The following is a 26,469-nucleotide window of genomic DNA, read 5'->3' as shown; positions in this document are numbered from 1 at the left end:
AATCAGCTATTTGACTGGAATTAAGGGCCTATGCCATAATATCAATGAGGTAAGAACTTTGGATTAGCCTTACAACGTTTTTTATTTTGGATTTAGCTTAAACGTCTGTAATTAATTTCTTTTTTTTAAGCTTTTATCTCAAAATGTGTTTATTATTTTTTTATATGTTTTTTTTGCGCATTTATCTGAAACTTTACGCTTATTTCATCGTAGTAGTGGATGTGTGTGCTTAAATATTACATAGAGAAGTGAGTGGGGAGTGATGAGATGTCTCAGTTTTCAATACGCCGTCCTGTAACAGTATTTATGTTAATTATTGCTTTGTTAATCGGGGGCGGTATTTTTGCGTTAAGACTTCCTGTAGAGCAAATGCCGGATATGAAGCTGCCATTCGCTGCAGTGGTGACTAGTATTCCAAATGCAACGCCTACAGAAGTTGAGGAATTGGTTACTAAACCTATTGAGAAAAGTCTGGCTTCTATTGAGAACGTGGATAAAGTCATGTCCGAGTCTTCAGAAGGAACATCTATGGTCATGATTCAATTTAACTGGGGAGTAGATATCAATCAAGCAACCCTCGACATGCGAGATAAAGTTGATGGGGTTAAAGGGTCTCTTCCCAAGGCGGCTAATTCGCCGCGTGTCCTTAAGGTGGATCTCAACGCAACGCCGGTTATTACGCTCTCTCTTACAGGAGACCAGGATATTAACAAGTTGAAGCCTATTGCTGAAGATATTATTGAGCCGCGGCTTGAAAGAATTGCGGGAGTAGCTGCAGCCAACATGTCAGGTGGGCAAGCTCGGCTTGTGAAGATTACCGTAGATCAAGCCAAACTTCAAAGCTATGGCATTACGTTAGATCAAATCAGCCAAGCGCTATCGTCTAATAACGTAGCGGGTTCTGCTGGTTCGGTGTACCGAGGCAATACAGAAATCCAACTTCGGGTTCAAGGTGAATACAAAGCTGTTTCAGAAATGGGTGAAACGCCAATTCCAGTAGGGAAGGGAAGCATTAAGCTAAAGGACATCGCGAAAGTTGAAGATTCCTTGGATGATGTTACAACCATTTCTACCTATAACGGAAAGCCAAGTATCAATATTTCTGTTACTAAAGCTACAGGGGGGAATACCCTTTCAATCGCCGATTCTGTAAAGGATAGTTTAGATTCGATACGGAAGGAATTGCCTCCGGGAACTCAATTGGAGATGGTAACAGATGCATCCAAACCCATTAGCGACTCCGTACACTCATTAGTAGAGCATGCTATATTGGGAGTTATTATCGCAGCTATTGTGTTGCTGTTATTTTTGAATAGTATACGTTCTACTATTATTGCTACTATTGTTATTCCAATTTCCTTCGTAGCTACGTTTATGATGATGTATTTCACCGGACAAACCATTAATATTATTTCACTGAGCGGTTTGCTTCTGGGGTTAGGATCCTTTGTCGATTTTGCGGTTGTTATTATTGAGAATATTTTTAGACAGCGACATGAAGGGAAAAGCATGCTACAAGGGGCTATTGATGGCTCCAAGCAGGTGGGTAATGCCGTTATGGCATCTGCACTTGCGCAGATCGTAGTATTTTTACCAGTTGTTTTTGTTGACGGAATTGCGGGAGTTCTATTTAAACCGTTGGCGTTAACAGTTATTTTCTCTCACATTGCAGCCTTGCTTGTATCCCTTATGATTGTGCCGATGCTGGGCTCACGTTGGCTACCTACCGTCCCAGATGAATCCATTTATTCTTCAGGTACTTATAAGGGTGTTAACCCTATTATGTGGTTTAATATTGGCTTCGAGAAATTTAAGAGTGGGTATCGCCGTATACTGAAGTGGGGAATTAACCATAGAAAATCTGTGTTAATTATTACTTTATTAATGTTTGTGGCAGCTGGGGCTCTAGTTCCTTTCGTTAAGGCTGAATTTATCCCAGCATCCGATACTGGGGAATTCACAATTAACGTGAAACTTCCTAATGGAACGGTCTTGGAAGAAACGGAAAAGGTTGTTCAAGATATAGAAAAAGAAATTTTGAAAGTTCCGGATCTAGATAAAATGACAGTGACTGTTGGTTCTGGTGGCAATTCTGGTTATTCAGGGGCAGCTCCAACTAATTCGGCGGATCTAAGCGTAACGCTGAAGGATGGACATCAGCCAACAGATGGTGTAGTTGAGGGCCTTCGTAAGAAATTTGATAGCATTCCGGATGCAGAGATTACAATGGCGTCTACAACAGGCCTTTCAAGCGGAGCGGCTGTTAATATTAACTTAAAAGGTGACGATATTGACGTCCTGAGAGAACTTTCAGACAATCTCGTTGCGGACGTAAAAAACATACCGGGTACGGTCAATGTGAAAAGTACCTTGAGTGCTGTTCGCGAAGAATATGAGATTACCGTTAATCGGGAGCTTGCGAGTCGATATGGCTTATCAGCAACTCAAATTTTATCAGCAGTGAATACTTCTTTTAATGGATCAGTCGCCACAAGCTATCGTACAGGTGAAGATCAGATTGATGTGAAGATATCGTTGCCAGAGCAAAACCGCCATGATTTGTCAAATCTTAAATCCTTACGGATTACCACTTCGCAAGGTATTGATGTACCTTTGTCTTCTGTAGTAAGTATTGATAAACGGACTGTACCCGATACTGTTACTCGTGAAGACCAAACGCGTCAAGTGCAGATTACAGCTGATATTGATGGAACAGGGGATATTCTTACTATTAATCAAAAAATAGATGCTCTTTTGAAGAGTACTCACTTCCCAGAAGGCTACAGTGCAGACACGGGTGGTGGACAAAATGAACAAATGCTGGAGTCTTTCATGAACTTGGCGATAGCTATTTTGCTATCTGTCGTGCTCATTTATATGGTTATGGCAGGACAGTTCGAATCGTTGCTCACACCGTTTGTTATTATGTTTTCCGTTCCACCTACGGTAATTGGTGTGCTTATCGGTTTAGCTGTAACCGGGGCGAGTCTCAGCGTTTCAGCTTTGACGGGTTACATCATGCTCGTCGGTTTGGTCGTCAACAATGCCATAGTTATGATTGACTTTATAATTCAGCTCCGAAAAGACGGCCAAGATCGGGATGAAGCTATTATTCATGGAGCGTCTGAGCGGTTGCGTCCGATTTTGATGACCACGCTGGCTACTGTACTAGCTTTGATCCCAATGGCATTCGCTACAGGAGAGGGTAACGAAACACAAGCACCGATGGCAGTTGTTGTTGTATTCGGGTTATCCTTCGCAGCTGTTATTACATTGATTCTTATTCCGGTAGTCTACGTCATCATGGATAATATGATACAAAAACGTAAGAATCGGAAATTAAAAAGACAAGCGAAGAGAGAATTAAAAAAAGAAGCGAAACTACAAAAAAGTGTTCATATATAAGGTGAGGTGGAGAAACATAATGAATAAAAAAAGTGCTCTGATTGCTACAACTTTGCTTTTATCAGTTGCATTAGCTGGTTGCGGTGGGGGAGAGGCCCCTGCCGCACCGACTACGGCGCAGCAAGCCATTCCAGTTCAAGTAGCAAAAGTGGCTAAAGGTAGTATTAACGATTCAACAGGTATTATTGGAAGCTTTGCTCCCAAAGAGACAGCTCAGGTGTCTCCGAAAATTAGTGGTAAAATTCAAAGTATTAACCTTACAGTGGGCCAAAAAGTAAATAAAGGCGACACATTGTTTACTATAGACCAAAAGGACTTGCAAGACTCGATTAAGCAATCCCAGGAGTCTTACCAGGTTGCCCTGGCCAATTTAAAACAAGCAGAGTCAGGTGCAGCGCAATCGGTACAGCAGGCAGAATCCAGCGTGGATCAAGCCAAAAGTGCGCTTGTCCAGCAAGACAACACTATCACCCAAGCTCAGACCAGTCTGGTCGATGCTCAGAGTTCCGTGCGTGATGCTCAAAATACGCTCAACCGCAACCAACAGTTGTTTAGTGCGGGTGCTCTATCTCAATCTGAGTTAGAGCAGTCTCAAATAGCGCATAGAAGGGCTTTAACTGCAGTGGAGAATGCACAGATCACACTTCACAATGCACAAACGTCCAAGCAAAGTGCGCAAACAACATATAGCAATGCTCAAAAATCATTACGTCTTGCCCAACAGAAAACAGGCATTGACGTAGCTCGTGCTTCTGTCAATCAAGCTAAGTCCAGTTTAGATACAGCACGTAGCCAACTGGTGGATACTGTGGTCAAAGCTCCGATTTCCGGTACGATATCGGTAGTAACAGGAACCCAGGGGCAAATGGTTAGTGCACAATCCGCGGTTGCTACAATAGCAAATACCAATCCTATTATTGCTAAAGTTAACGTTTCTGAATCTGAGCTTCTCAAGATGCAGGTGGGTTCATCTGTGACTGTAGGCGTGGACTCGTTAAATAAGCGAATTGAGGCCAAAGTATCGGCTGTCAATCCGGTAATGGATAATGATCTGAAGGCATACCCTGTTGAGGTATCAGTTCCTAATGGTTCTGGCGAATTAAAATCAGGGATGGTTGTAACTGTATACATGAAATCAGAAGTTCCTAAAAACATTTTGGTATCGCAGGATGCCATTACGGAGCAGGCAGGGAAAAAGTATGCTTATGTAGTGGAAGGAACAGTGGCTAAGCGGGTAGAGGTGCAGACAGGCCAGGAAAGTGCCAAACAGGTTGAGGTAACCAAGGGGCTTGCTGAAGGACAAAATGTTGTCGTTAAGGGCGTTAGTCTGCTTACGGATGGCGCGAAGATTAATGTAGTGAAGTAATTTGTCGCGGCTATATTTACGGTAAATCACTGTTACTCCGTCATTTCTACTACCTAAAGTGTATTAGAGTATTAGATTTCAAGGGAATCTATAGACTTTATGTACTTTATATATTCTATGGATAATTCTTAACGAATATACTCCATTAAAGACCGATTTGATGTATGAAAATAACCCTTGTACATTTAAGGTTGATAAGGTAAAAGTTGTAGGATGACGGAGGAACAGGTTCAATAGTATAATTATGACTGTGGAAAGCGGAATACATAATTCAAAAAAAATAATTTTTTTTTGAAACAGACGCAACTTTTTGAACCCATGCTACGTCTAATTGGGTGAGTATGAAACAAAGGGGTACAAAAGCGTAAAGACAAAATTCGCTAAAAAAAATCTTTACTGCATTGTTATCACATTGTATAATACTGGAGTACGTCATAAATGGACGCTTTCTTTCAACTAGATTCCAAGCTTCTGTGATATTGTCACAGATATCATTTTATAAGGGTTCTCATAAAGCTCGGAAAGGAGGTGTAACGACTGATGAGTGACAAGATCCGACAAAAAGACAAAAATAATATTTCTGGTTATATTCAAGGAGGAGAAAAAAAGGTTATGACAAAGTTTAATAAAAAAATGATCAACGTGCTGGCAACAGCAACATTGGTTGCTGGTGTAGCAGCTCCAATCGCAGCATTGACTGCACCAACTGCAATCCATGCAGCTTCTAGCTACCAAACGATTAATACTCCATCTCTTAATTCTTCAGCAGAAAAAAATGCGCAACTGGGTAGAGTGAAAGTGAACATTGGTAAAGCTGCTGTGACTAATGGTTCTTCTTTTACTGTAAGATTGCCTAAAGGAATTAAGTTCAATGGTTCAGAAGTTACTGGAAATAAGCTTGAAAATTATGCCGGCGTTGTTGGTGTATCTGGACACAATGACAGTTCTGCATACAAGAACTATGGTAGCGTAGCATCCGCTACTTATGGTGGCACAACATATGGTATGGGTGTATTTGTCGAAATGGATGACAATGGTTTGAAAAATAACTCTGGAGATATTGAAAATCCAGTGACTGTAACGCCATTGAATGATAGTACTGTTAGAGTACAAATTAATTTTGATAATACTAATGATGATCTTGGAATCTACCTGAATTTCCTGAACATGAATGTTACAGGACCAAGCACTGGCCCGGTCAAAGTCGCTATTGATGCAGATAGCAATAGTGGTATCACTAGTGGCGAAGTAACAATTGCTAATGTAGTATCTTCCGGTCAGGTTTCCTTGTCGGCTGGTGATACTGTATCTAGCCAAGAGCGTTTCACTGCAACTTTGAAAGTTAAAGAGCAAACAGCTGGCGCTTTGGAAGCTAACACAATTAAACTGAAATTGCCTAGTGGTTTTAAGTGGGATGCTAAGCCTGTAGAAGCTGCTACCATTTTGTATGGTGATAAAGATGTGAAAGTGAACTATGATCCTGATGGTGATACGTTGGAATTGTCTCTGTCTGCTAAGACATCGAAAGAAACTTCTTTCCAATTGCCTGTTGGATTCTATGTTGATGATGAAACAAGCGCTAAAGAAGGCGATGTTGTAGCTAGTATCTCCGGAAATGCATCTACTGATGTTAGTACTCTTGTAGTAGGTAACTATGGAGAAATTGGCGGAGGAGTTACTGTTGCTACTCCAACAACAATTCTTGCTGGTCACGACGAACAAAAAATTGGTGACATCGTAATTAAGGAAAAGGTTGCTGATTCCTTTGTTGAAAACCGTACTGTGACATTGCGTTTGCCTGAAGGCGCTCGTTGGCAGTCGACTTTTGATGACAAAGATCCAGGTTCAAGTTTCTCAGGATCTATGGAAAATACTAATGGTCTTGGTAACGCAGAAGTATCTTACACTGATTCCGATAAACGTACTTTGAAATTGACTTTCAAAAATCCTAACAGCACAACTGACGCTGGTAGCTTGAAACTTAAAAATGTTGAAGTAGCTACGCAACCAGGTTTCTCTGGCGACCTGAACGTTGAAGTTGCTGGTAGCCAAGGTTTGAACGGTACTGTTAAAGTTGCAACTGTGAAACAAGCAGTTACTTTGGCTGCTGCTTCCAAGCCTACCCTGACAATCGGTTTGGGCGATCAACAAGTTGGCGATATCACAATCACTGAAGCTGCTAAAGAAGCTTTCGTTAAGAAAGATGGTAGCCGTGAAGTAATCTTGGAATTGCCAGTAGGCGTACGTTTTGCTTCTACTCCAGAAGTGAAAGTAACAGCTGGTGATGTTAAAGTAAAGAGCGTATCTACTGATACTTACGGTGATAGCAACAAAGGCCGTCTGAGCTTCTACATCGACAGCGAAAGTGCTACTCCAAGTACAATCACAATCTCGGCTCCTAAGCTGACTGTTGACCGTACTGTAGCTCAAGGCGACATCGTTGCCAAGCTGAAAGGTAGTGCTGTAGCTTACACTGCTTACAGAGGTAGCGAAAACACTCAAAACTGGAAAGACAACAACACTGCAGCTGCTGAAGTAGCAATCGCAACTGTTGGAACTCCAGCTCCAGGTGCTACTAGTACTAAAGCTGTCTTCACACTGGGAAGCACTTCTTACACTGTAGATGGTCAAAGTAAAACAGCAGAAGTAGCTCCTTATGCTGAAAACGGACGCACTTACTTGCCAGTACGTTATGCAGCTGAAGCTCTGGGTGTATCCCAACAAAACATCCTGTTTGACAAAGCAACTTCCACAGTTACCCTGATCAAAGGTAGCACTGTTGCTCAAATCAAACTGAACACAAACCTGTTGACTGTTAACGGTTCTGTGATTCGTATGGACGTTAAAGCTGTAACTAACAAAAACCGTACTGTACTGCCAATCGCTTGGGTGAGCAGAGCGCTGGATGCATCCATCACTTATGATGCAACTGCAAAAACAGTTACTGTTGAAAACAAAAACTAATTTAAGAGCAACTCTTTTGAGTTAACTGAATTAGATGAGAAGAGGGTTCCTTTTGGAGCCCTTTTCTTTTATTAGTCTTATTGACAAAGGAGAGAAATTATGAAACGTTTTGGAGTGGCAGCACTTTCTACATTGGTTCTTTCTTCTGCATTTGCCAATTTTGCAGGAGCTCAAGCAGGTGATATAAAGGTTATTATTAACGGTGTAACCCAGCAATATACACAGGCTCCGGTTGTTAGTCAAAATACAACCCTGGTGCCTCTTCGTGGAGTTTTTGAAAGCTTGGGAGCACAAGTCGATTGGGACAGCAAAGCTAAAAAAGTGATAGCATCTAAAAATGACGATACGTTAACTTTAAATGTTGGTTCTAAACTAGCTTATAAAAATAGTAATCCTGTACAGCTCGATGCAGCAACTCAAATTCAAAAGGGTCAAGTACTCGTTCCTTTACGTTTTGTGAGCCAATCATTAGGCGCCAAAGTAAATTGGGATCAGGCTACACGAACAGTGACCATTTCCAATCAAGCTGATGGCAGCACTACTAGCGACCAAACCAATAGTTTGTCCAGTAAGCATCTCGCAACCCCTGTGACCCAAGTTACCTATGATACTTATTATAATGATTCTTTGACCTATGATGATGCAGTTAAACTGGCAATTGCTGATAGTACATCGATCAAAACAGTAGAAAATAGTATTGATCAAGCTGGAAAAATTATGAAAGAAGCAGGTAAGAATATCGATTTTGTTCCTGCTGAGGCAGGCGTTGAAGCTTCTGATAAAGCTTTTAAGGGGTATGCTCAAACCAACCTTAATTATGAAGCGGCAAAGAAGAATTTAGACATGACTAAGGAAGGTATTCAATATAACGTGAAGGATCTTTATAATAAGCTTCTTCAAAAACAAAATGCCGTTAAGTTGGCTGCTTTGAATATTGAAGATGCTGAGCGCAAGTTGAAAGTTGCACAAATTAAAAGAGATAACCAAATGTCCAGTGACTATGAGGTTACCCAAGCAACGAATCTAGTAACTCAAAACAAGGCAGCTTTAGACAAGGCTAAAAAAGACTTGGATAGTGCTTTTTTAGCATTGAACCAACTCATTGGCTACAAGCCCGAGCAGCGTTATGAATTGAAGGATAAACCTGTTTATTCTGAGTTTAAAAGTAATGTAGAGACTACTGTAAGCCAAGTACTTACTAGTAGTACTGCCATTTGGTTAAGTGAGCAAAAGGTAGATTTGGCTGAATTAAGCTTGAAGCTTTACAACTTTAGCACACCTGGAAACACGCCTTATGAAGCTGAGCAGCTCAATGTGGAGAAAGCTCAACTTGCTACAGAAGGTACAAAGAGACAACTCGAAGAAGCTGTAAGAAATGCCTATAATACTATTAAAGGTTTAGAGAGCCAATACTCACAACTTCAAGCTGGTTTGGTTAGTGCACGCAGTGCAGCGGATATGGCAAAAAAACAATTTGATGTGGGATTGGCTACGGAGCTTCAGGTGTTTGACGCAAATCTGAAGGTGACGAGTACAGAACAGCAAGCGGAAGATCTGGTTATAAGCATTGATACATTGAAGATGGCTTATGAAAAACCCTGGGTTTTACAAGGTGCTGCTTCTGGAGCTGGTGCCCAATAATTCAAGCTTAATCTTTAATTTCTTATAACCTGCAGTAGGAGGACCTCATGAAATCACGCTATAAAGTATCGTTGGCTGCAGCTTTACTTGGGGGAGGAATTGTAGCAGGCTCCTTAATGAACAATTCAGTTAATGGAGCCTCCAGTTCTGGACAACCTGGTACAGCTGACGATCCAGTCGTAACCAAAAGCTATGTTGACCAAAAAATTGCCCAGGCAATCAAAGGTGGAGTGCCCGCAAGTAACACGAGTAGTAAAACGACTAGTTCGACTACTCCAGCGACAAACGCTACCTCTAACACAACGGCGTCAGGAACTTCTAGTGCAGGAAAAACTTCCACACCAGAGCAGACAGAGGTTTTAAAGGTTGTTGATGTAAAGCCTGGTCAAAAACTGATTGCCAAAGCAGGCTCGGAATTTATTTTACGTAATGGTTATGCTGTTGTGTATAGTATGGATGCCAGTGGGGCTATTGATATTACTTCTGGAACGGAAATTGTTCATAATCAGGCTGTCGAAAAAAATCATTTATTATCGTTTCCTAGAGAAGGAAGAGGTATTCAAGTAAAAGAAGGTCAGAAGTTTGGTCTGGTCGTTATGGTACGAGGCGGTTATACTGTTCAGTAAACTGTTTTGTATTTAAGCTGCTTTCGGCGGCTCTTTTTCTTAAATACTGTTTGGGATAGCAAATTGTTCTTGGCTAAGTTGAACCTAATCGCTGCACACTAACCCCATGAAAGACAATACATTTAGTGGAGGGTGTATACGAGATGGCGTCAAGAGGTCAAAGACGATTAATTCCCGAAAGTCGTGTCAGGTTAGATGATTTGAAGTATGAAATCGCTGCTGAGTTTGGGCTACCTGTTTATAATCCCCAATATACACATATACAACCTAAGGCTGACAGTGAATTTGCTGCAGAATTGGGGGAGTTTGCGGGGGGCGGGAATGTAGCATGGCGTGATTTAACTTCAAGACAAAACGGTTCGGTTGGTGGTGAAATTACTAAGCGACTGATACAATCTGCTGAACGTAGCTTATCTGAATATGGTACATTGTAAGTTGCAATAATTTCTACAGTTTTTGAACATATAGTAGCGTAAAATCTGGGGTAATTTACATGTAAATCAAAAATGGTTTGCATGTAGACTTACCCTAATTTCGAATGTTGTCATTGGGTGACACGAATTGACACCTTGTTTTAAATAGGATATCATGGCATTTGAGGCTTGTACGCAACCTTTTCCTACCGGAGAAGGTTCATTTTTTATTAATCAGGTGTAACAAGATACCTCCCGCCATTTGATGGCTTGAAGGTATCTGAATAATGCCATTACCATGTCAGGATTTTTTTATTAAATCCTCATGTATTTTAATTGTGGGAGGTTGAAATTCATGTCTGTAAAAGGCCGTCATTTGTTCACGTCCGAGTCTGTAACAGAAGGCCATCCGGATAAAATCTGTGATCAGATATCCGATGCTGTATTGGATGCCTTTCTGGCTAATGACCCTAATGCACGGGTAGCATGTGAAGTATCGGTAGCTACTGGTCTCGTTCTCGTTATTGGTGAAATCAGTTCCAAATCGGAGTACGTGGATATTCCATCCATTGTACGTAATACGATTAAGGAAATTGGCTATACACGTGCGAAATACGGTTTCGACTATAATACTTGCGCTGTATTGACTTCTTTGAATGAACAGTCGCCGGACATCGCTCAAGGGGTTAATGCTGCCTTGGAAAGCCGTGATCCTGCTGAAGTAGATAAAGAAACGGAAAACATTGGGGCTGGAGATCAAGGATTGATGTTTGGTTTTGCTACGAACGAGACGCCGGAGTTGATGCCTTTACCTATCGCTATGTCTCACCGTATTGCACGGCGCTTGTCTGAAGTGCGTAAGGATGGAACACTGAATTACCTTCGTCCTGACGGTAAAACCCAAGTAACGGTAGAGTATGAAAATGGTAAACCTGTTCGTATTGATGCTATTGTAGTTTCTACGCAGCATGCGGAGGATACTACTTTGGAGCAAATTCAAGCAGACATCAAAGAAAAGGTTATTTTGCCAGTTGTTCCTGCCGAATTATTGGATGAGCAAACCAAGTATTACATTAATCCGACAGGACGCTTTGTTATCGGTGGTCCTCAAGGAGATGCAGGTCTGACAGGTCGTAAAATTATTGTGGATACGTATGGTGGTTATGCACGTCACGGCGGGGGAGCATTCTCCGGTAAAGATCCGACCAAAGTGGACCGTTCCGCTGCTTACGCTGCTCGTTATGTAGCGAAAAACCTCGTAGCAGCTGGATTGGCAGACAAAGTGGAAATTCAGCTTGCTTATGCCATCGGTGTAGCTACGCCTGTTTCGATTAACGTCGATACATACGGTACGGGTAAAGTGAGTGATGAGAAGCTGGTTGAATTGATCCGAAATAACTTTGATCTGCGCCCAACAGGTATTATTCGCATGTTGGATCTGCGTCGTCCAATTTATAAGCAAACTGCTGCCTACGGTCACTTTGGACGTACAGATTTGGATGTACCATGGGAGAGCGTAGATAAAGCTGAAATTCTAAAAGAACAAGCGGGGCTGTAATTCCTCGTATGTTATCAAAATAAAAGCAATAACCCAAAAAGACTGTTTCATGCTTTGCATGAACAGTCTTTTTTTGATGTGTTTCGCTGTTAAGTACGAATTTGTTCTGATGTACCGAATGCTGAGTGACTACTCGGATATCGGAGCATGGTCCAATAAATTTTTAAGTAAACGACAAACCTTTTGCAGTTCCTTGTACTGCTCCAAATACGCAAAAAGGGCTTTCAGGAGACCTTTCTGAGGGTTCGATTTCAGAGCCTCTTCCTTTAAATGAGCGTAGATTTGCTGACACTCCTGTTTCTCCTCTGAACTCCAAGAAGACAGCAGTATACTGTCTTCCAAAGAGTGGAGAAGGCTGTTAATTTGACGGCCTTGATCAAAAGGATTACTTAGAGCACTTTCGGGTAACCAGCCTTGCTTGCTCCAGAACAAATGTGGAGCTGAATCAGCATTGTTCAGGCTGGTTGCCAAGGAACTGGATAAGAAGATAATAAACTGTGTCAGATGTTCAATCGTTTCATCATTCATGCGATCGGCAAAGAAGCGAATATATTCAAACACAATGCTTTTAAGTACAAAGGTCACGTCCCATGCATGATCTTCAATGCTCGGTCCAAAAATATCAATCAGGCAGTCGCGAACCCATCTGTACAATTTGTATTCATGATTCTCGAATGCGTAATTAAGTTGTTCATTCTGGAAAATAAGCATGGAAGGCTCAGGAAGATCCATCATGAGATACACTTTGTTTTCAACGAGATTTTTCAAGTAAAGTACAATAAAACCATGTAGTTTATCGTGCTTAGAAAGATCAGGTTTACTGTAGAGAGCCCGGATGTCTTGTTCAATATTATTTTCCAGAATGATACACATTTCTAGAGGGAGTTCTTCTTTTCCCTGAAAATATTTATAAAAGGATGCCTTCGCCATCCCACTTTCTTTGGCGATTTCTTCAACAGATGTTGAATAATAGCCTTTTCTGGAGAACAGCCGAATGGCGGCCTGTAAAATATCATTTTTTTTGCTTTCCATACATACTTCCCCCTAGGGACCGACTAACTCGACAGCATGCGAACTCACTTCATACATCATAAAGATTGATCAGGTGTGATAACTGTGTGCTGCTGTCTTTTGAGTTGACGGCGCATCTTGTATTTGGCCATGATCATATACAAGGACGGCACGACAAACAAGGTTAACAAGGTCGAGAATAACAAACCGAAAATGACGGTAAACGCCAGTGGCTTAAAGAGCAGGCTTCCCAATAGTGCCAACGGAATCATACCTACAATGGCGGCCAAGGATGTCAATAAAATTGGTCTGAAGCGAGCGGCGGCCGCCTGTATTACGGCTTCCTTTAATTCCATTCCTTCATGTCGTGCATCCTCGATAAATTCAATTAACACAATCCCATTCCGCACAACAATGCCCGCGAGTGCAATGATTCCCATGATGCTCATAAAACCGATAGGCATATCGGTTAAGAAAATACCAATAATCCCGCCGGCTGCTGCCAGGTACACGGTCGTCATAATAATAATAGGAATGGAGAGAGAATAAAATTGCATAGTAATCAAGAGTAAAATGAGCAAGACTACAACGATAGCCAGCTGTCCTAAGTCCTTGAATATGGTCGATTGGTCAGAGGTTTCCCCACCAACCTCCCATTTGTAGCCTTCTGGGAATTTCATTTGCGCCAGCTTACTTTCAACATCAACCATCGCTTCGCTTGCAGTTCGTCCGTTCAAATCGGCTTCCACCGTAATCGTCCGCTCCATATTGTAATGCTTGATTTGCTGAATAGCAAATGACGGCTTAATCTGGACAAGCTGGTTTAATGGAATTTGCTTACCAGCTGCATTAACTACACTTAATTGTTGGAAAAGCTTACTTGGCTCCTCGTCGCTGTGATTCAAATACATTTTAATATCTACCAGACTGTTTCCAGTATCAAATTGGCTGACTTGGGCTCCTTCTTTTAATAGAAGCAGGGTGCGAGTCAAATCTGTGTAACTTACCAGGTATTGATCCATCGCTTGTTTGTTGACCTCAAGCTCCAGTGCATATCGTTCAATTCCTATATCATCCACGATGCCTGTTGTGCCCTCTACTGTCGCGATCTGCTCCTTTGCCTTTTGGGCAAGAGTTTGCAGTTCATTCAGATCCTGACCTGAGATACGAATAGAAACGGGCTTACCCACTGGAATCCCGAGACGAGGAACATACATCGTAACTGTAACTCCAGGGTAGGATTTCTTAACATGTTGTTCCCAAGCATCAACTGTCGTATTGAGATCGAATACGTTTTCTTTGCCGACGACAGCAATCTGCCCCACCGTTTCGTTATAACTAATATTTCCACCCGAACTATTAATGTCACTAAACAGTTGTGGGGCAGTCCCTCCAGTGCTGTAGACGACCTTGGAAGTTTCAGGTTGCTTTTTCACCCAGCCTGCAAGGTCTTTAACGACCTGGTCGGTTTCCGCAATTGAAGTGCCTACAGGCATTTTTACATTTAGTGCAACATGAGGATCTTCCGACTCAGGAAAAAGTTCAACTGAGGTAAAGGGAACTAATCCATAGGCGGCTGTTCCAAGCATGAGTCCGACCATGGCTGTCAACAAGGGACGCTGAATGACCTTAGGCATCAGTTTTTGTGAATAGAGCTTGTTTAAAGAATGAATCTGCTGGCCGAGCAAGCCTGCTGGTTTAGATTTACCCTGAGGGTGACGAGCCTGTCTGCGCTTCTCATACCATTCTCGAAAAATAGGGATGATGGTGAGCGACATGATCATAGAGGCAAGCATGGTCAGGGAGACAATAGCAGGAATAGGTTTAATAAAGGCACCTACATTTCCAGGAAGAAACAACAATGGTGCGAAAGCTGAGATGGTAGCCAGAGTTGCAACCAAAATAGAAAGCATGACCTCTTTGGTACCTTTTACAGCTGCGACTGAGGGTGATTCTCCTAATTCCGTAAGTCTACGCTCAATATTATCATTTACAACTACGGCATCATCCACGAGTATGCCGAGTACGATGATCAGACCGACAACGGAAATCTGATTTAGAGTGATGCCGAACATAGGCAAAAAGATAATGGCAATCGAAACCGAAATAGGAATGGCCAGTGCAACAAATGCAGAGGTGAGCAAATTCAGCCCCAACATACAAACGAGAATAACGGCCACAATCGCAAGAATCGTTTCACGCTTTAAGTCGTCAAAGATATGGCTTACCTGATCCTTTTGTGCAAAAAGAGTTTGAAAGTGAACACCTGCGGGGAGTGTTTTTTCCAGTTCTTTGAGCTTGGTATTGACCTTTTCGCTCATAGAAGGGATGTCTGTGCCTGTTTCTGCTCCAATACTTAACGTAATGGCCGGTTTACCCTCTACATAGGCAAAGTATTCTGTATTAGGATGGGCCAGCTCCGTTATGCCGATATCTCTCAAATAAACAGGATTACCCTCTTTGGTGCGTGTCAAAAGGACCTGATTCAATTCATCAGCTTTTTCGGTCTCGCGAACAATAAGTTGATAGGTACGTCCGTTGTATTCAATATTACCAGTAGGGACCCGATCAATTTGAGCCTGAATCGCTTGAGCCACTTGTCCCCACGAAAGCTGGTATTGCTGAAGTTTCTGATTGTCAATATGGACACGTACTTCTTGATCAGGGAGACCATTGAATTTGACGCTAGATACGCCAGAAATGGTATTGAGCTGATCTTTCCAAGTCGTTGTTAAATCATTTAGTTTATACAGCGGTGTGGAAGAGTCAGCCGTCAGGGTATAGGAGCCGATAAAAGAGCTGGTTAGTTTGTCATTTACAACAGGTACTTCAACGCCTTGAGGAAGATCAGCTTGTGCATCTTGCACTTTTTTACGCATATCATCCCAAACCGTTTGAGGATCAACTCCGTTTTTGGATTCGATTAAAATAGAGGAGAATCCGTTACCAGAAGTCGAACTAATCGTTTTAACACCTTCAACTTCCTTAATGCGTTTCTCCAGCTCTTTAGTTACGGTTTCTTCTACTTTTTGTGGTGAAGCACCAGGGTAGACTGTTGTTACCATAGCATTCTGTATGGTGACATCCGGCATTTCCTGCTGTGGTAACTGGAAAAAGCCGAAGATTCCGACCAAAATCAGCATGACAAAAAACAGCAATGTAATTTTTCGTTTTTTTACGATGTACTCAATCATGGGCGTCCGCCTTCCTCCGACTGAATCGCATTTCCATCAAACAGGTTTTCTGCCCCTTTAACGATAATACGTTCGCCTTCACGAAGTCCCGATACGATTTGCAACTGATTATCTACAACCTGATTACCAAGCTCCACAGGGGTTTTAACAGCTTTTCCTTGAATGTCTTTGAAAATAAAAGGCTTGCTTCCCGTGTTAATGACTGCTTCGGCAGGAACGAGAATCCCATTCTTGTCGGTCACCTGTTGAGCAGCTTTAATGACCTGACCGGGTAACCAGTCTCGCTGTGGATTGTTTATAACAATCTCTACGTTAACCCTTCCTGTGTCGGTGCTGGTTGAAGGATAGACGTTAGACACCGTACCTTGACGGGTCTCTTCATAGAGCGCCACTTCTACTTGTTGACCCTTTTTCCAATCCTTAATTTCACTGTCTGGTACAGGAAGTAGTACTTTGAGGCGGTCGATGGTGCCTATGCGATAGACGGCTTGCCCTGACGCGACCAAATCACCTGTATTCACGATTTTTTCTAAGATTACACCGTTCACAGGAGAGATTAGACGTGTGCGTGAAAGTGCAAGTTCTGCCTGCCCCTTGGCAACAAGGGCTTTTTCGTAGTTGGCATGGGCTTGTTTTTGGGAAGCCACAGCCTGTTCACTGGCCGCTAGGGCTTTGCTTTTACCTGCAAGCGCATCTTGAAAGGAAGCTTGGGCGGATTGATGATCTTCGGCTGTGGCCCCTTCCAGCAAAAGGGACAGGGATTCCTTGGCTTGTTCCAAGTCTTTCAGGGCTGCGGTAGCATTCAGGTGAGCATTTTCATTATCTGATGCGGTAGCAGCGCCTGCCTCAAACAGCTTCTGTGTGCGCTCGCTATCCGTCTTGGCCTTGTTATAAGCGCTTTGTGCCTTATCTACAGTAGCTTGCGCTTGTTGTTTCTCTTGAGCACGTGCGCCTTTATTGACCTTGTTAACATTCGCGCGAGCTCCTGTAATGCCGGCATCGGCGGATTGAATCGCGGAGGTAGCAGCCTGTAAATTAGCCTGTGCGTTATCTATACCGGCCAAGGCCTCTTGAATAGAGGCTGTCGCCTGTGCAACCTGCAGTCTATAGTCAGCGTCATCTAGACGGGCAATGGTTGTACCTTTCTGTACAGCCGTCCCGGTAGTGATTTCTGCGCTAGCGACGATACCTCCGTTCTGAAAAGCCAGTGTACGTTCTTCATAGGCTTGAAGAGTGCCTGACAAGTTATAGGCAGTATGAAGTGGCGTTGATTTGACGATTGCGGTCCGCACAACGGTTGGCTGTACAGATGAACCTAGAGCGGCATCTTTTTTTTCTGTAGAACATCCGGTCATTGCGATGCACAGGGATAAAGTAGATATGATGATGGCCCGTTGTTTATTCATGATTATCAATCCTTCCGATAGGGTCATAATTAGAGAAGTGAACTAATCAGTATTATTTGAACTAACAAGTTCAAATGTATTATAGTGCGCCGATATTGCATTCGTCAATTCATCGTTTTAGATTTTATGAATTAGTTGACGGGACTTTCGTAACTTTTGCCTATATAATAAGTCTATTAACATAAGAGGATTTTTTTGTTTATTGATAGAGTACATGCGCGGAACAAAACCGTTTAAATACATTGAAGATGGGAGCTATTATCCAAATGTTTTTAAGTAATAAGAAACAGAGTGAAGTGAAAGTTAATGGCAGAGGAATCGCTAAAAGATGGGCCGTGTTAACACTGGCAGGGGTATTATGGGTCGGTCCAGTTGCTGGAACTGGGGCTCTAATCCCCTTGAATGGCTGGATGTCTGCTCCAATCGCAAGTGCAGCCTCTGGTTCAACTGTAAAATTGGGAGAAGAGATCATTACTTCGGGTGCAACATTATTGAAATATCGTTTTAAAGGGTCCAAAGGAACAGCACTGGCTGATATCATTCGAGTAGACTTGCAAAATCCGTACGTTAAGCTGGATGTCATGACGGGGAAGAATGGACAGTTTACGACCCGGCAGAGCACAGGCGGCATGGCAAAAGAGACTGGAGCGGTTGCTGGTGTAAACGGGGATTATTTTAATACCTCAAGCGAGGGAGCTCCGATCGGTGGACAAGTATCCAAGGGTGTGTTGATGTCTACTCCATCTGATTTAACGGGCATGTATGCCTTTGCTGTAACCAGAGATGGTTCTCCGATGGTGGAGCAGTTTACTTTTGAAGGAACAGTAAAAGCTGGAGACGGGTCGTCTTTCTCTTTGGCGGGGATGAACAAGGCTTCGTATTCGCCTGAGACGAGTGGGGGCAGTTATAGTCACTCTAATGCTATGTATATTTATACATCTGCTTGGAAAGCAATTGAGCGGCCCAAAAACAGTTCGACAACGCCTACCGAGGTATTGGTACAAAATGGTGTGGTTACGCAAGTCTCCGACAATGCTACATTGAATATGACCGTTCCGCAGGATGGCTATATTTTACGTACTCACGGTAAAGCGGCTGATTATGCCAAAGCGCATCTGACCGTGGGACAGACGGTAGAAACAAGCTATCGCCTTCGTATTAAATCGACAGGGAGTGAAGTAGATCCTTCCAACCTTCAGATGATGATTGGTGGACATACCATATTAGTAAATGACGGTCAGAAAACCTCTTTTTCCCGGAGCACAACAAGCATAGGCGGGACGCGTGCGCGTACAGCTTTGGGATATTCCCGTGACAAGCGTTACGCTTATGTCATTGCCGTTGAGAAGAATGGGAACAGCGTTGGTGTATCCCTGAGCGAGCTGCAAACGCTGATGAAAGATATTGGCGTTTGGAAGGGTATGAACCTCGATGGGGGCGGTTCTACGACCATGGTGACTCGTGATTTGGGGGATACGACAGCGGGACTTACGTTCAATACGGAATATGGTACAGAGCAACGTAGTATCGTAAATGGAGTGGGGGTATATACCAATGCTCCTAAAGGAACGCTCAAAGGTTTCACCATCAAGGGCAATAAAACGCTGCTGATTGGTCAGACCGGAAGCTATTCCTTCAAAGGCTATGACAACTACTACAATCCCTTCGATACCTCAAAAGTACAAGTGACGTGGAAGTCCAGCAACCCGGCTGTTGTGTCAGTGAGCGGCGGCGTTGTGAAGGGGGCCCAACCGGGAACGGCTACTTTAACGGCATCCAGTGGCTCAGCCAGCGCTACAACTAAGGTCACCGTGCTTGGAGCAGATGAAATTTCATCACTCACCGCAGGAAGTGGAACTGGCTCGCTTACCGCTGGAGCTAAAATCGCTGTACCGGTAACGGCAAAGACAAAAGATGGACAGAGTGTCAGCATTACGTCAGATGCGCTCAAATGGGAGTTCATTGGCTTTAAGGGAAGCGTTAAGGACAATCAACTTACAGTAAATACGGTGGATGCAGGCGTGAAAACGGGCTATGCCATCGGTCGCTATGATGGTTTCAGCGCTGTCGTCTTCTTGTCTGCTGGCGGAGCAAGTACAAACAATTGGGAGAACTTCGAAAATGTTTCGTATCCGGTTGATTTTACTTCGAATGTGGAAGGTGTTACCGGCACAGTGGCTGTTGTACAAGGAGATGGTGACCATGCCAATTCCAAAGTGCTGGAACTGAACTACGATATGACAAATGGCAGTGGTAAAATGTATGCTTACGCCCAATTGAACGGCACGTCCGGGAAAACGCTTGAACAGGCAGCTACTTCCATCTCAATTGATGTCAGAGGGGATAAGAGTCTGAACTGGCTGCGTGCGGAGCTAGAGGATGCCCAAGGCAAAACAGCATATATTGATCTCGCTAAAGTGATCGACTGGAACGGTTGGAAAACCATTAATGCAGATATGAGCGGTTTGAATATTTCGTATCCAGCGAAGCTGAAACGTCTTTATGTGGTCAATGTGGCGGAAGGTCAGGACGAGCGTGCTAAAACAGGCAATGTTGCTTTTGATAATATTTCTTTTAATACACCGGGAACGGTCGGCACAGAAGGACTTAAAAAGGGAACAGCTCAAATGACGATCGGACAAAAATCAATGACAGTAAACGGAACACCTACAACAATTGATGCAGCTCCGATGACTCGCGATGGTTCAACGTATGTTCCGATTAAGTATGTGCTGGACGCATTTGGCGGACAAGCCAAATGGAATGCGGGCGATCAACGGATCACCGTTATGCGCGGTGGTGTGCTGATGGATTTGACCGTAGGGAAAAAAGAAGTTGTTCTGAACGGGAAGCGTCAAAGTACTGATGTTGCACCCGTTGTGCTAGGGGGTAGGACTTTAGTCCCGTTGAGACTCGTGTCTGAGCAGTTAGGAATGACTGTAAAATGGGAACAAGAAACGAAGACCATCACCCTTCAATCATGATATGGTATGATATATACTTGAAATGCTAGGATTGGAGTAGAACATTTGTGGACTTTCAAGCCGATATCATAGACCGAGTCATTAAAAATGCCATCCAGGTGATGGAGAACAGCAAATATCAGATGTTCGAAATATTGGACACGGCCCGGACCGAGCTGGTCACGTTAAATCAGGAGCTCCAGAGCGTCTTGAAGGAAACAGCAGAAACGATCGAAAAGGTGGACCAGCTGGAAATGAACTATCGGCGGTCCCGCATTCGGTTGACTGAGGTCAGCCGTGACTTCGTTCGCTATTCGGAAGAGGATATCAAGCAGGCTTATGAGAAGGCAACACAGCTTCAACTCGATGTGATGATTTTCCGCGAGAAGGAAATGTATCTCAAAGCCAGAAGAGATGATCTTCAAAAGCGGGCCAAAAGTGTTGAGGCTTCTGTCGAGCGCGCCGAAACCATCGGTTCGCAGATGGGAGTCGTGCTGGAATATTTGTCGGGCGAATTGGGACAAGTGACGCGGATCATCGAATCGGCTAAAAACCGGCAGTTTATTGGTCTGAAAATTATTTTGGCTCAGGAAGAGGAGCGTAAACGCATATCCCGTGAAATTCACGATGGACCTGCGCAGCTCCTTGCGCATCTAGTGCTTAGGACGGAAATTGTGGAAAGAATGATCGCCAAGCAGGAATTTAAGATGGTTCAGGACGAAATAGTAGACTTGAAGAAACAGGTTCGCTCCAGTCTTGAGGAAATGCGAAAGGTCATTTTCAATTTGCGTCCTATGGCCCTGGATGACCTGGGACTTATTCCGACGCTCCGGAAATATGTGCAGGATTTTGAAGAAAAAACGAAGATTAGATCGCTTTTTGAAACAAGGGGCAAGGAACACCGTCTCTCTTCCGCGATGGAAGCAGCCATTTACCGTCTGATCCAGGAAGCTTTGACCAACGCTGCCAAGCATGCTTATCCTACCTATGTGCTTGTTGAGATTACCTATCAGGCGCAGCTTGTAAAAATCGTGGTGCAGGATAATGGTTTGGGCTTCAAGCCAGAGCTTTTTCAGCAAAAAAGCAAAGATCATGGGCATTTTGGTCTGATTGGTATGCGGGAAAGGGTTGAACTGCTCGAGGGGAGAATGGAGATCGAATCAGCTGAGAATCAAGGCACCAAGATAGTGATTCATATCCCAACCAACGTGGAAAAGGGAAAGGAGTAACAACATGGAAAATCAGGAAATTAGCAATGCACCCATTAAAGTTCTCTTAGCGGACGATCATCAGTTGTTCCGTGAAGGGCTTAAACGTATTTTGAATATGGAGGACGACATTGAGGTCATCGGAGAATGTGGTGATGGTATTCAAGTGTTGGAATTCTGTAACGTAGAGAAACCGGATATTGTTCTGATGGACATTAATATGCCAATCGAAAATGGTGTAGAGGCAACTGAAAAACTGCGTGAGATGTTCCCGGATGTCAAAGTTATCATTTTATCCATTCATGATGATGAAAGCTATGTATTTGAGACGTTGCGCAAGGGAGCCAATGGTTATCTGTTAAAGGATATGGAGGCCGAGTCCCTCATTAATGCTATTCGTTCGGTTCATGAAGGCTATGCGTTTATCCATCCGAAGGTAACAGGTAAGCTCATTCAGCAACTCCGCCGGATGACCTACTTGAATGAAACAGGGGCTATGGCTGAAGGTCATACGAAGGAAGCCGGCGTGAAGTTTGTCGCAGGTGAAAATAATCCATTGACCCGTCGTGAAGCTGAAGTATTGCGTCTGATGGCTGAAGGTAAGAGCAACAAGATGATCGGTGAATATTTATTCATTAGTGAGAAAACGGTCAAAAACCATGTCAGCAGTATTTTGCAAAAAATGGAGGTTGATGACCGTACACAAGCAGTTATTAACTCAATCAAATATGGATGGGTTACGCTGTAAAGTGTAGTTTTTCCATGCATTAGACGATGCAGCTGCTAATAGATATGAATGCTGTACCGTCTTTCACTCCGGGCGATATGTCCGCTCATACAGAAACCCAGTACATAACCGTGACACCTCTTCCTGTTATACGGCATATATTGTCGCTATAGGAGGAGGTGGAACCCTCGTGACGGCTCACTTGGTTTGGATATTGCTTATATACGGCGTGGGGGCCGCTGTCGTGCATCTTATGTATATACGACAGGCGGTTCAGGCTTATCACAATGGCGAAGATTCATGCGCGATATCTCCAGGTCATCGCGCGATTCGCTATATTGTGATTACGTCCAATGACGGAGATCGTGTGGAATGGGTGATGCGTTCGTTGAACATACTTGCCTGGCTGCACCGGAGGCCGCTACATGTGACGGTACTGGATGATGAATCTATGGACGATACGCTACCGATTCTGACACGGCTAGTGCGCTATAGTCATATGGATGTTTCAGTCATTTCAAGTCGTTTTTCACCGGGGAACCCGGTTTTACCGAAGTCAGGCGGTGAAAAGCAGGTTGTTATTGATCTTAGAACAGTCAAGTCGTTGGCGGACGCTCCGCTTGTTCCTTAGCAACAGGGGATTGTGGACATCGTGGTCAAAATCGGATATAAATGTTTATAAACAGTTGCATAGGCAAGACAACAGGGATATCGTTGAGATCTACTTGATGTGAAGCACACTTCAGGCTATTAGCCACAGAAGTGTGCTTTTTTGCTGTTCTCTGGGGTGATAAGAACCCAAAAAGTAATGAATGGGGGGAGAAGGGGAAGGTGAAAATTGCAGTATATGCAGTGAGGTATAAGGGGAATTGGAATCTCCGATTATCTGTGGATATTCGAGTAGATATGACATGGTGGATGAATCCAGATGAGGGGCAGGGGAATGTTGTCGAAAGGTGGGTGTTATTAGGAGATGAGCTCCCCTTGTCCTGGGGAACAAAGCTGTGTGAAACATTTAAGGAATTAGTAGGTATGGAGCGATGGGGGAAACGGCAGTGGTGGACTTATATTATCGCACAGCTAAAAAGTGAACTGGCTCTTGAACCTTTTGACGGAGAACGAATTTTATCTGGAAGAGTAGAGAATATATGCATTTGGGATCATGTACAAGGTTGGACTTCTCGCACAGAAAGTGGGGATGAGAGACGAGAAACAAAGGGAGTTTTACGTTCTATTCAAAAAAGGGACCTCGTCACGGGAATGGATGGATTGGAGAGGGAGTGTTTAACACGACAAGCGAATGAACTGGCTAATTTGTTGTCAGGACGCCAGTTACTCGTTCCAGAAGTCGAAGCGCTACTGGCAGAGGCAGCGCCAGGTTTGGAGCGTACTTGGCGATCCGCTGCACAACTTGCATATCTGCAAGGCCGACTCAGCTTTGCTACTGGCCTCGATCCAGCACCTCGCACGCGCTGGTCTGCCGCGCGTACGCATGAACTCCGCTGCAACCGTTGTGGCAGCGGGATAGTGCACCGCACGAGCTGCGCATCGTGCGGCCGTAAGGCGTGCGCCTACTGCGAGACATGTCTCGCACTTGGACGCAGCCGTGAATGCTCGCTGCTGCTGCGCGGTGCAGCGAAACCCGCGCTGCCGTGCACAGCAGGCATAGCCCCGGCGACGGAACTCGACCGCTGGGGGCTAAGTCCTGCGCAGCGTGCCGCCGCCGAAGCGGCGCTGCGCTTTTTGGCTGCACCGCACGGCGGAGTGCGGGGACATTTTCGCCCGGAAGGCCGTGGGCTCTGGGCGTTGTTTCAGCGCGATAGGGTTGCGTGCCGGACATCAGATGCTACCGCTTCGCAGGGCGACAACCTTGCCCGTAGCAGGCAGTCTTCGCCGAAACCTGGCGAAGGTGCGAGGTACAACGTTGACCGGCAGGCGCCTGATACCACGGTAGAACGTTTTCTGCTCTGGGCCGTAACAGGCGCAGGCAAGACAGAAATGATGTTTCCGCTCTTACAATATGTGCTGGATCACGGAGGAACGGCGCTTGTAGCAACACCACGCCGCGACGTGGTACTGGAGCTAGCCCCTCGTTTGGCCATTGCTTTTCCCAATGTAAGCATGGTGACGCTCTATGGGGGAAGCGCAGAACGCTGGCAAAGGGGGCAGCTGACACTGGCGACGACACATCAGCTACTGCGTTATCGTCAAGCTTTTGATTTGGTTGTGATTGACGAGATTGACGCGTTCCCTTATCACAATGATCCTATGCTTGCCTTTGCTGCACGAGCAGTATGTAAGTCGATGGGAAGGTTTATCTATTTATCTGCTACACCACCGCATGCATTGCAGAAAGAGGCTGCACGCGGTCTACTGCCACATGCCAAGGTTCCCGTTCGTTTTCATCGCTATCCTTTACCTGTCCCCTTTCGTCTGGGGACTGCTTCAGTACAACAGTGGCTGCAAAAAGGTCGGCTTCCCGCATCCTTTATTCAACGCCTACGTGTATCCATACAGCGTGGAGCACAGGTTTTTCTGTTTGTGACACGAATCTCACATATTCAGGGGCTTGTGGAGCAGCTGATTAAACAATTACCTGATGTACCTATTGCTGGAACCTCCTCACAGGATGAAGAAAGAACCGCTAAGGTGCGCTTATTTCGAGCTACTGAAATACGAGTTCTGGTCACAACGACTATTTTGGAGCGAGGGGTGACTGTTCCACGGAGTGATGTGTATGTATTAGACGCGGACAGTAGTCTTTTTGATGAAGCCTCTCTTGTCCAAATGGCTGGTCGCGCAGGAAGATCCAAGGATGACCCATGCGGAGGTGTTATTTTTACATCCCCTCAATGGACTCGAGGTCAAAAGAGAGCGATTAGACAAATTAAACGAATGAATGCACTGGCTCGGAAAAGAGGATACCTGAAGGAGGCGAAGCACTAAATGCATTAATATAGAAAAAGTTTTTTTGGAAATGTGAAACCTGAAACAATGTCGGTACGTAAACTACCAAGAAAGGTGCATTCTGGTATGGGGATGATTCCAAGAACCTGTCTATTTTTGAATTGGTTATTCCATCGTCAGTCCCAAACATGTATCGCTTGCGGCACTCTCACAGGGCGTTTTTCCGAATTCCCCGGGATTTGTACTTCTTGTTCGCTTCAAATTCCTTGGGTTTACGATATTCGTTGTGTTTATTGTGGACGTCCAACGTCTTGCCCGGATTGCGTAAGGCTTGACCGATTAGTACGTTACTATGTGTGCAATCGGAGTGCAACCAGCTACACGCCGATGATGAGAGAATGGATTGGACAGTTCAAATATCGCGGGAATGAAAAGTATGGTTCCCTGCTGGGTGAGATCATGAATCGAGCCTATCAGGCGATGAGGTATGAGTTTGCAGGTCTTAAACATTCTCGTTTCAAGCGATCTTTGTGGAGTGTGGATGTAGTGACCTGTGTTCCGGTAAGTGAGAAGAGGCTGTCAGAGCGAGGTTTCAATCAGGCTCGGATCTTGGCAGAAGAGATTGCTAAGCGGAATAAGCTCCCCTTCCTATCTTTACTTGCTCGTCCACAAGATACAGGCAAACAAAGCTTTAAATCAAAAAAGGAACGCATGAACACAATGAATAATGCGTTTTCTGTTCACCCCAATATGACAAATTTGCTGAAGTCTTTTATTTTAAAAGCTAAATCTCAATGTGTTACAGAAAATAAGCTTTCCGTTACCGTTTTGCTTGTTGATGATATTTATACAACGGGGAGCACATTGCAGGCGTGTGCACGTGTTTTGAGAGAAAAGGCATTAGAGCAAGGAATACATTTGACTATTTTTTGCCTGACCTTAGCAAGATCATAAGTCTAAATATCTGGTATTCCCCATAAATTTCGCTTGAAACTATGAAAAAAAGGTTATAATTCTCTTGAAAGAAGGGTTAAATGATAGAGCAAAAAGTCTTTTAAGCCGTACAATCAGCAGGATTTG

The 26,469-nt window shown here is 44.0% G+C and carries 16 protein-coding genes; 13 read left to right on the top strand and 3 right to left on the bottom strand.

The features are described from left to right. The first annotated feature begins 267 nt into the window (after positions 1 to 267). The 7 genes from MKY98_RS23960 (at position 268) to metK (ending at position 11,973) form a co-directional block, all read left to right on the top strand. On the top strand, positions 268 to 3,405 hold the full coding sequence (locus tag MKY98_RS23960; RefSeq protein ID WP_069010001.1) for an efflux RND transporter permease subunit: 3,138 nt from the start codon (positions 268 to 270) through the stop codon (positions 3,403 to 3,405). 19 nt (positions 3,406 to 3,424) lie between these two features. Beyond that, complete coding sequence (locus MKY98_RS23955) at positions 3,425 to 4,771, top strand: efflux RND transporter periplasmic adaptor subunit (RefSeq protein WP_069010000.1); 1,347 nt, start codon at positions 3,425 to 3,427, stop codon at positions 4,769 to 4,771. 540 nt (positions 4,772 to 5,311) lie between these two features. Next, positions 5,312 to 7,735: a copper amine oxidase N-terminal domain-containing protein gene (locus MKY98_RS23950; RefSeq protein WP_069009999.1), complete on the top strand. Its 2,424-nt coding sequence runs from the start codon at positions 5,312 to 5,314 to the stop codon at positions 7,733 to 7,735. Positions 7,736 to 7,834: 99 nt separating this feature from the next. Further along, positions 7,835 to 9,376, top strand: coding sequence for a stalk domain-containing protein (locus MKY98_RS23945; RefSeq protein WP_069009998.1), 1,542 nt, complete (start codon positions 7,835 to 7,837; stop codon positions 9,374 to 9,376). A gap of 47 nt (positions 9,377 to 9,423) precedes the next feature. After that, entirely contained in the window at positions 9,424 to 10,002 is a 579-nt protein-coding gene (locus MKY98_RS23940) for a hypothetical protein (protein ID WP_029514600.1), read from the top strand. A 143-nt stretch (positions 10,003 to 10,145) separates the two neighbouring features. After that, on the top strand, positions 10,146 to 10,436 hold the full coding sequence (locus tag MKY98_RS23935) for an alpha/beta-type small acid-soluble spore protein (RefSeq protein ID WP_069009997.1): 291 nt from the start codon (positions 10,146 to 10,148) through the stop codon (positions 10,434 to 10,436). Positions 10,437 to 10,770: 334 nt separating this feature from the next. After that, complete coding sequence (gene metK, locus MKY98_RS23930) at positions 10,771 to 11,973, top strand: methionine adenosyltransferase (protein WP_013312298.1); 1,203 nt, start codon at positions 10,771 to 10,773, stop codon at positions 11,971 to 11,973. A 129-nt stretch (positions 11,974 to 12,102) separates the two neighbouring features. Here the strand turns inward: metK and MKY98_RS23925 are convergent, their stop codons facing one another. Genes MKY98_RS23925 through MKY98_RS23915 form a run of 3 tightly spaced genes read right to left on the bottom strand, consistent with a single transcriptional unit; the run spans position 12,103 to position 17,584 of the window. Continuing rightward, complete coding sequence (locus MKY98_RS23925; RefSeq protein WP_029514598.1) at positions 12,103 to 13,005, bottom strand: TetR/AcrR family transcriptional regulator; 903 nt, start codon at positions 13,003 to 13,005, stop codon at positions 12,103 to 12,105. A gap of 56 nt (positions 13,006 to 13,061) precedes the next feature. Beyond that, entirely contained in the window at positions 13,062 to 16,178 is a 3,117-nt protein-coding gene (locus MKY98_RS23920) for an efflux RND transporter permease subunit (RefSeq protein ID WP_069009996.1), read from the bottom strand. After that, a complete protein-coding gene (locus MKY98_RS23915) occupies positions 16,175 to 17,584 on the bottom strand; it encodes an efflux RND transporter periplasmic adaptor subunit (protein ID WP_029514596.1) in 1,410 nt (469 codons plus the stop codon). The genes MKY98_RS23920 and MKY98_RS23915 overlap by 4 nt, the downstream gene beginning before the upstream one ends. 266 nt (positions 17,585 to 17,850) lie before the next feature. Between MKY98_RS23915 and MKY98_RS23910 the strand changes: the two genes are divergently transcribed. From MKY98_RS23910 to MKY98_RS23885, 6 genes are all read left to right on the top strand, one after another. Continuing rightward, positions 17,851 to 20,568, top strand: coding sequence for a stalk domain-containing protein (locus MKY98_RS23910; protein WP_069009995.1), 2,718 nt, complete (start codon positions 17,851 to 17,853; stop codon positions 20,566 to 20,568). 47 nt (positions 20,569 to 20,615) lie between these two features. Beyond that, complete coding sequence (locus MKY98_RS23905; protein ID WP_013312293.1) at positions 20,616 to 21,776, top strand: sensor histidine kinase; 1,161 nt, start codon at positions 20,616 to 20,618, stop codon at positions 21,774 to 21,776. 4 nt (positions 21,777 to 21,780) lie between these two features. Beyond that, complete coding sequence (locus MKY98_RS23900) at positions 21,781 to 22,503, top strand: response regulator (RefSeq protein WP_007432713.1); 723 nt, start codon at positions 21,781 to 21,783, stop codon at positions 22,501 to 22,503. Positions 22,504 to 22,672: 169 nt separating this feature from the next. Continuing rightward, a complete protein-coding gene (locus MKY98_RS23895) occupies positions 22,673 to 23,113 on the top strand; it encodes a hypothetical protein (RefSeq protein ID WP_029514594.1) in 441 nt (146 codons plus the stop codon). Positions 23,114 to 23,313: 200 nt separating this feature from the next. Then, a complete protein-coding gene (locus MKY98_RS23890; protein WP_069009994.1) occupies positions 23,314 to 25,428 on the top strand; it encodes a helicase-related protein in 2,115 nt (704 codons plus the stop codon). A 348-nt stretch (positions 25,429 to 25,776) separates the two neighbouring features. Continuing rightward, complete coding sequence (locus MKY98_RS23885; RefSeq protein ID WP_029514592.1) at positions 25,777 to 26,343, top strand: ComF family protein; 567 nt, start codon at positions 25,777 to 25,779, stop codon at positions 26,341 to 26,343. The last annotated feature ends 126 nt before the right edge of the window (positions 26,344 to 26,469 follow it).

Origin of the sequence: Paenibacillus sp. FSL M8-0228 (assembly GCF_038007385.1) — a bacterium.
GTDB classification, from domain to species: domain Bacteria; phylum Bacillota; class Bacilli; order Paenibacillales; family Paenibacillaceae; genus Paenibacillus; species Paenibacillus polymyxa_D.
Note: the sequence above shows the minus strand (reverse complement) of the source record. Positions and strands in the feature narration are given on the sequence as shown.

Bases quoted from the DNA above. Each gene is read 5' to 3' on its own strand.
- MKY98_RS23960 (WP_069010001.1), top strand. From the start codon at position 268: ATGTCTCAGTTTTCAATACGCCGTCCTGTAACAGTATTTATGTTAATT.
- MKY98_RS23955 (WP_069010000.1), top strand. From the start codon at position 3,425: ATGAATAAAAAAAGTGCTCTGATTGCTACAACTTTGCTTTTATCAGTT.
- MKY98_RS23950 (WP_069009999.1), top strand. From the start codon at position 5,312: ATGAGTGACAAGATCCGACAAAAAGACAAAAATAATATTTCTGGTTAT.
- MKY98_RS23945 (WP_069009998.1), top strand. From the start codon at position 7,835: ATGAAACGTTTTGGAGTGGCAGCACTTTCTACATTGGTTCTTTCTTCT.
- MKY98_RS23940 (WP_029514600.1), top strand. From the start codon at position 9,424: ATGAAATCACGCTATAAAGTATCGTTGGCTGCAGCTTTACTTGGGGGA.
- MKY98_RS23935 (WP_069009997.1), top strand. From the start codon at position 10,146: ATGGCGTCAAGAGGTCAAAGACGATTAATTCCCGAAAGTCGTGTCAGG.
- metK (WP_013312298.1), top strand. From the start codon at position 10,771: ATGTCTGTAAAAGGCCGTCATTTGTTCACGTCCGAGTCTGTAACAGAA.
- MKY98_RS23925 (WP_029514598.1), bottom strand. From the start codon at position 13,005: ATGGAAAGCAAAAAAAATGATATTTTACAGGCCGCCATTCGGCTGTTC.
- MKY98_RS23920 (WP_069009996.1), bottom strand. From the start codon at position 16,178: ATGATTGAGTACATCGTAAAAAAACGAAAAATTACATTGCTGTTTTTT.
- MKY98_RS23915 (WP_029514596.1), bottom strand. From the start codon at position 17,584: ATGAATAAACAACGGGCCATCATCATATCTACTTTATCCCTGTGCATC.
- MKY98_RS23910 (WP_069009995.1), top strand. From the start codon at position 17,851: ATGTTTTTAAGTAATAAGAAACAGAGTGAAGTGAAAGTTAATGGCAGA.
- MKY98_RS23900 (WP_007432713.1), top strand. From the start codon at position 21,781: ATGGAAAATCAGGAAATTAGCAATGCACCCATTAAAGTTCTCTTAGCG.
- MKY98_RS23885 (WP_029514592.1), top strand. From the start codon at position 25,777: ATGATGAGAGAATGGATTGGACAGTTCAAATATCGCGGGAATGAAAAG.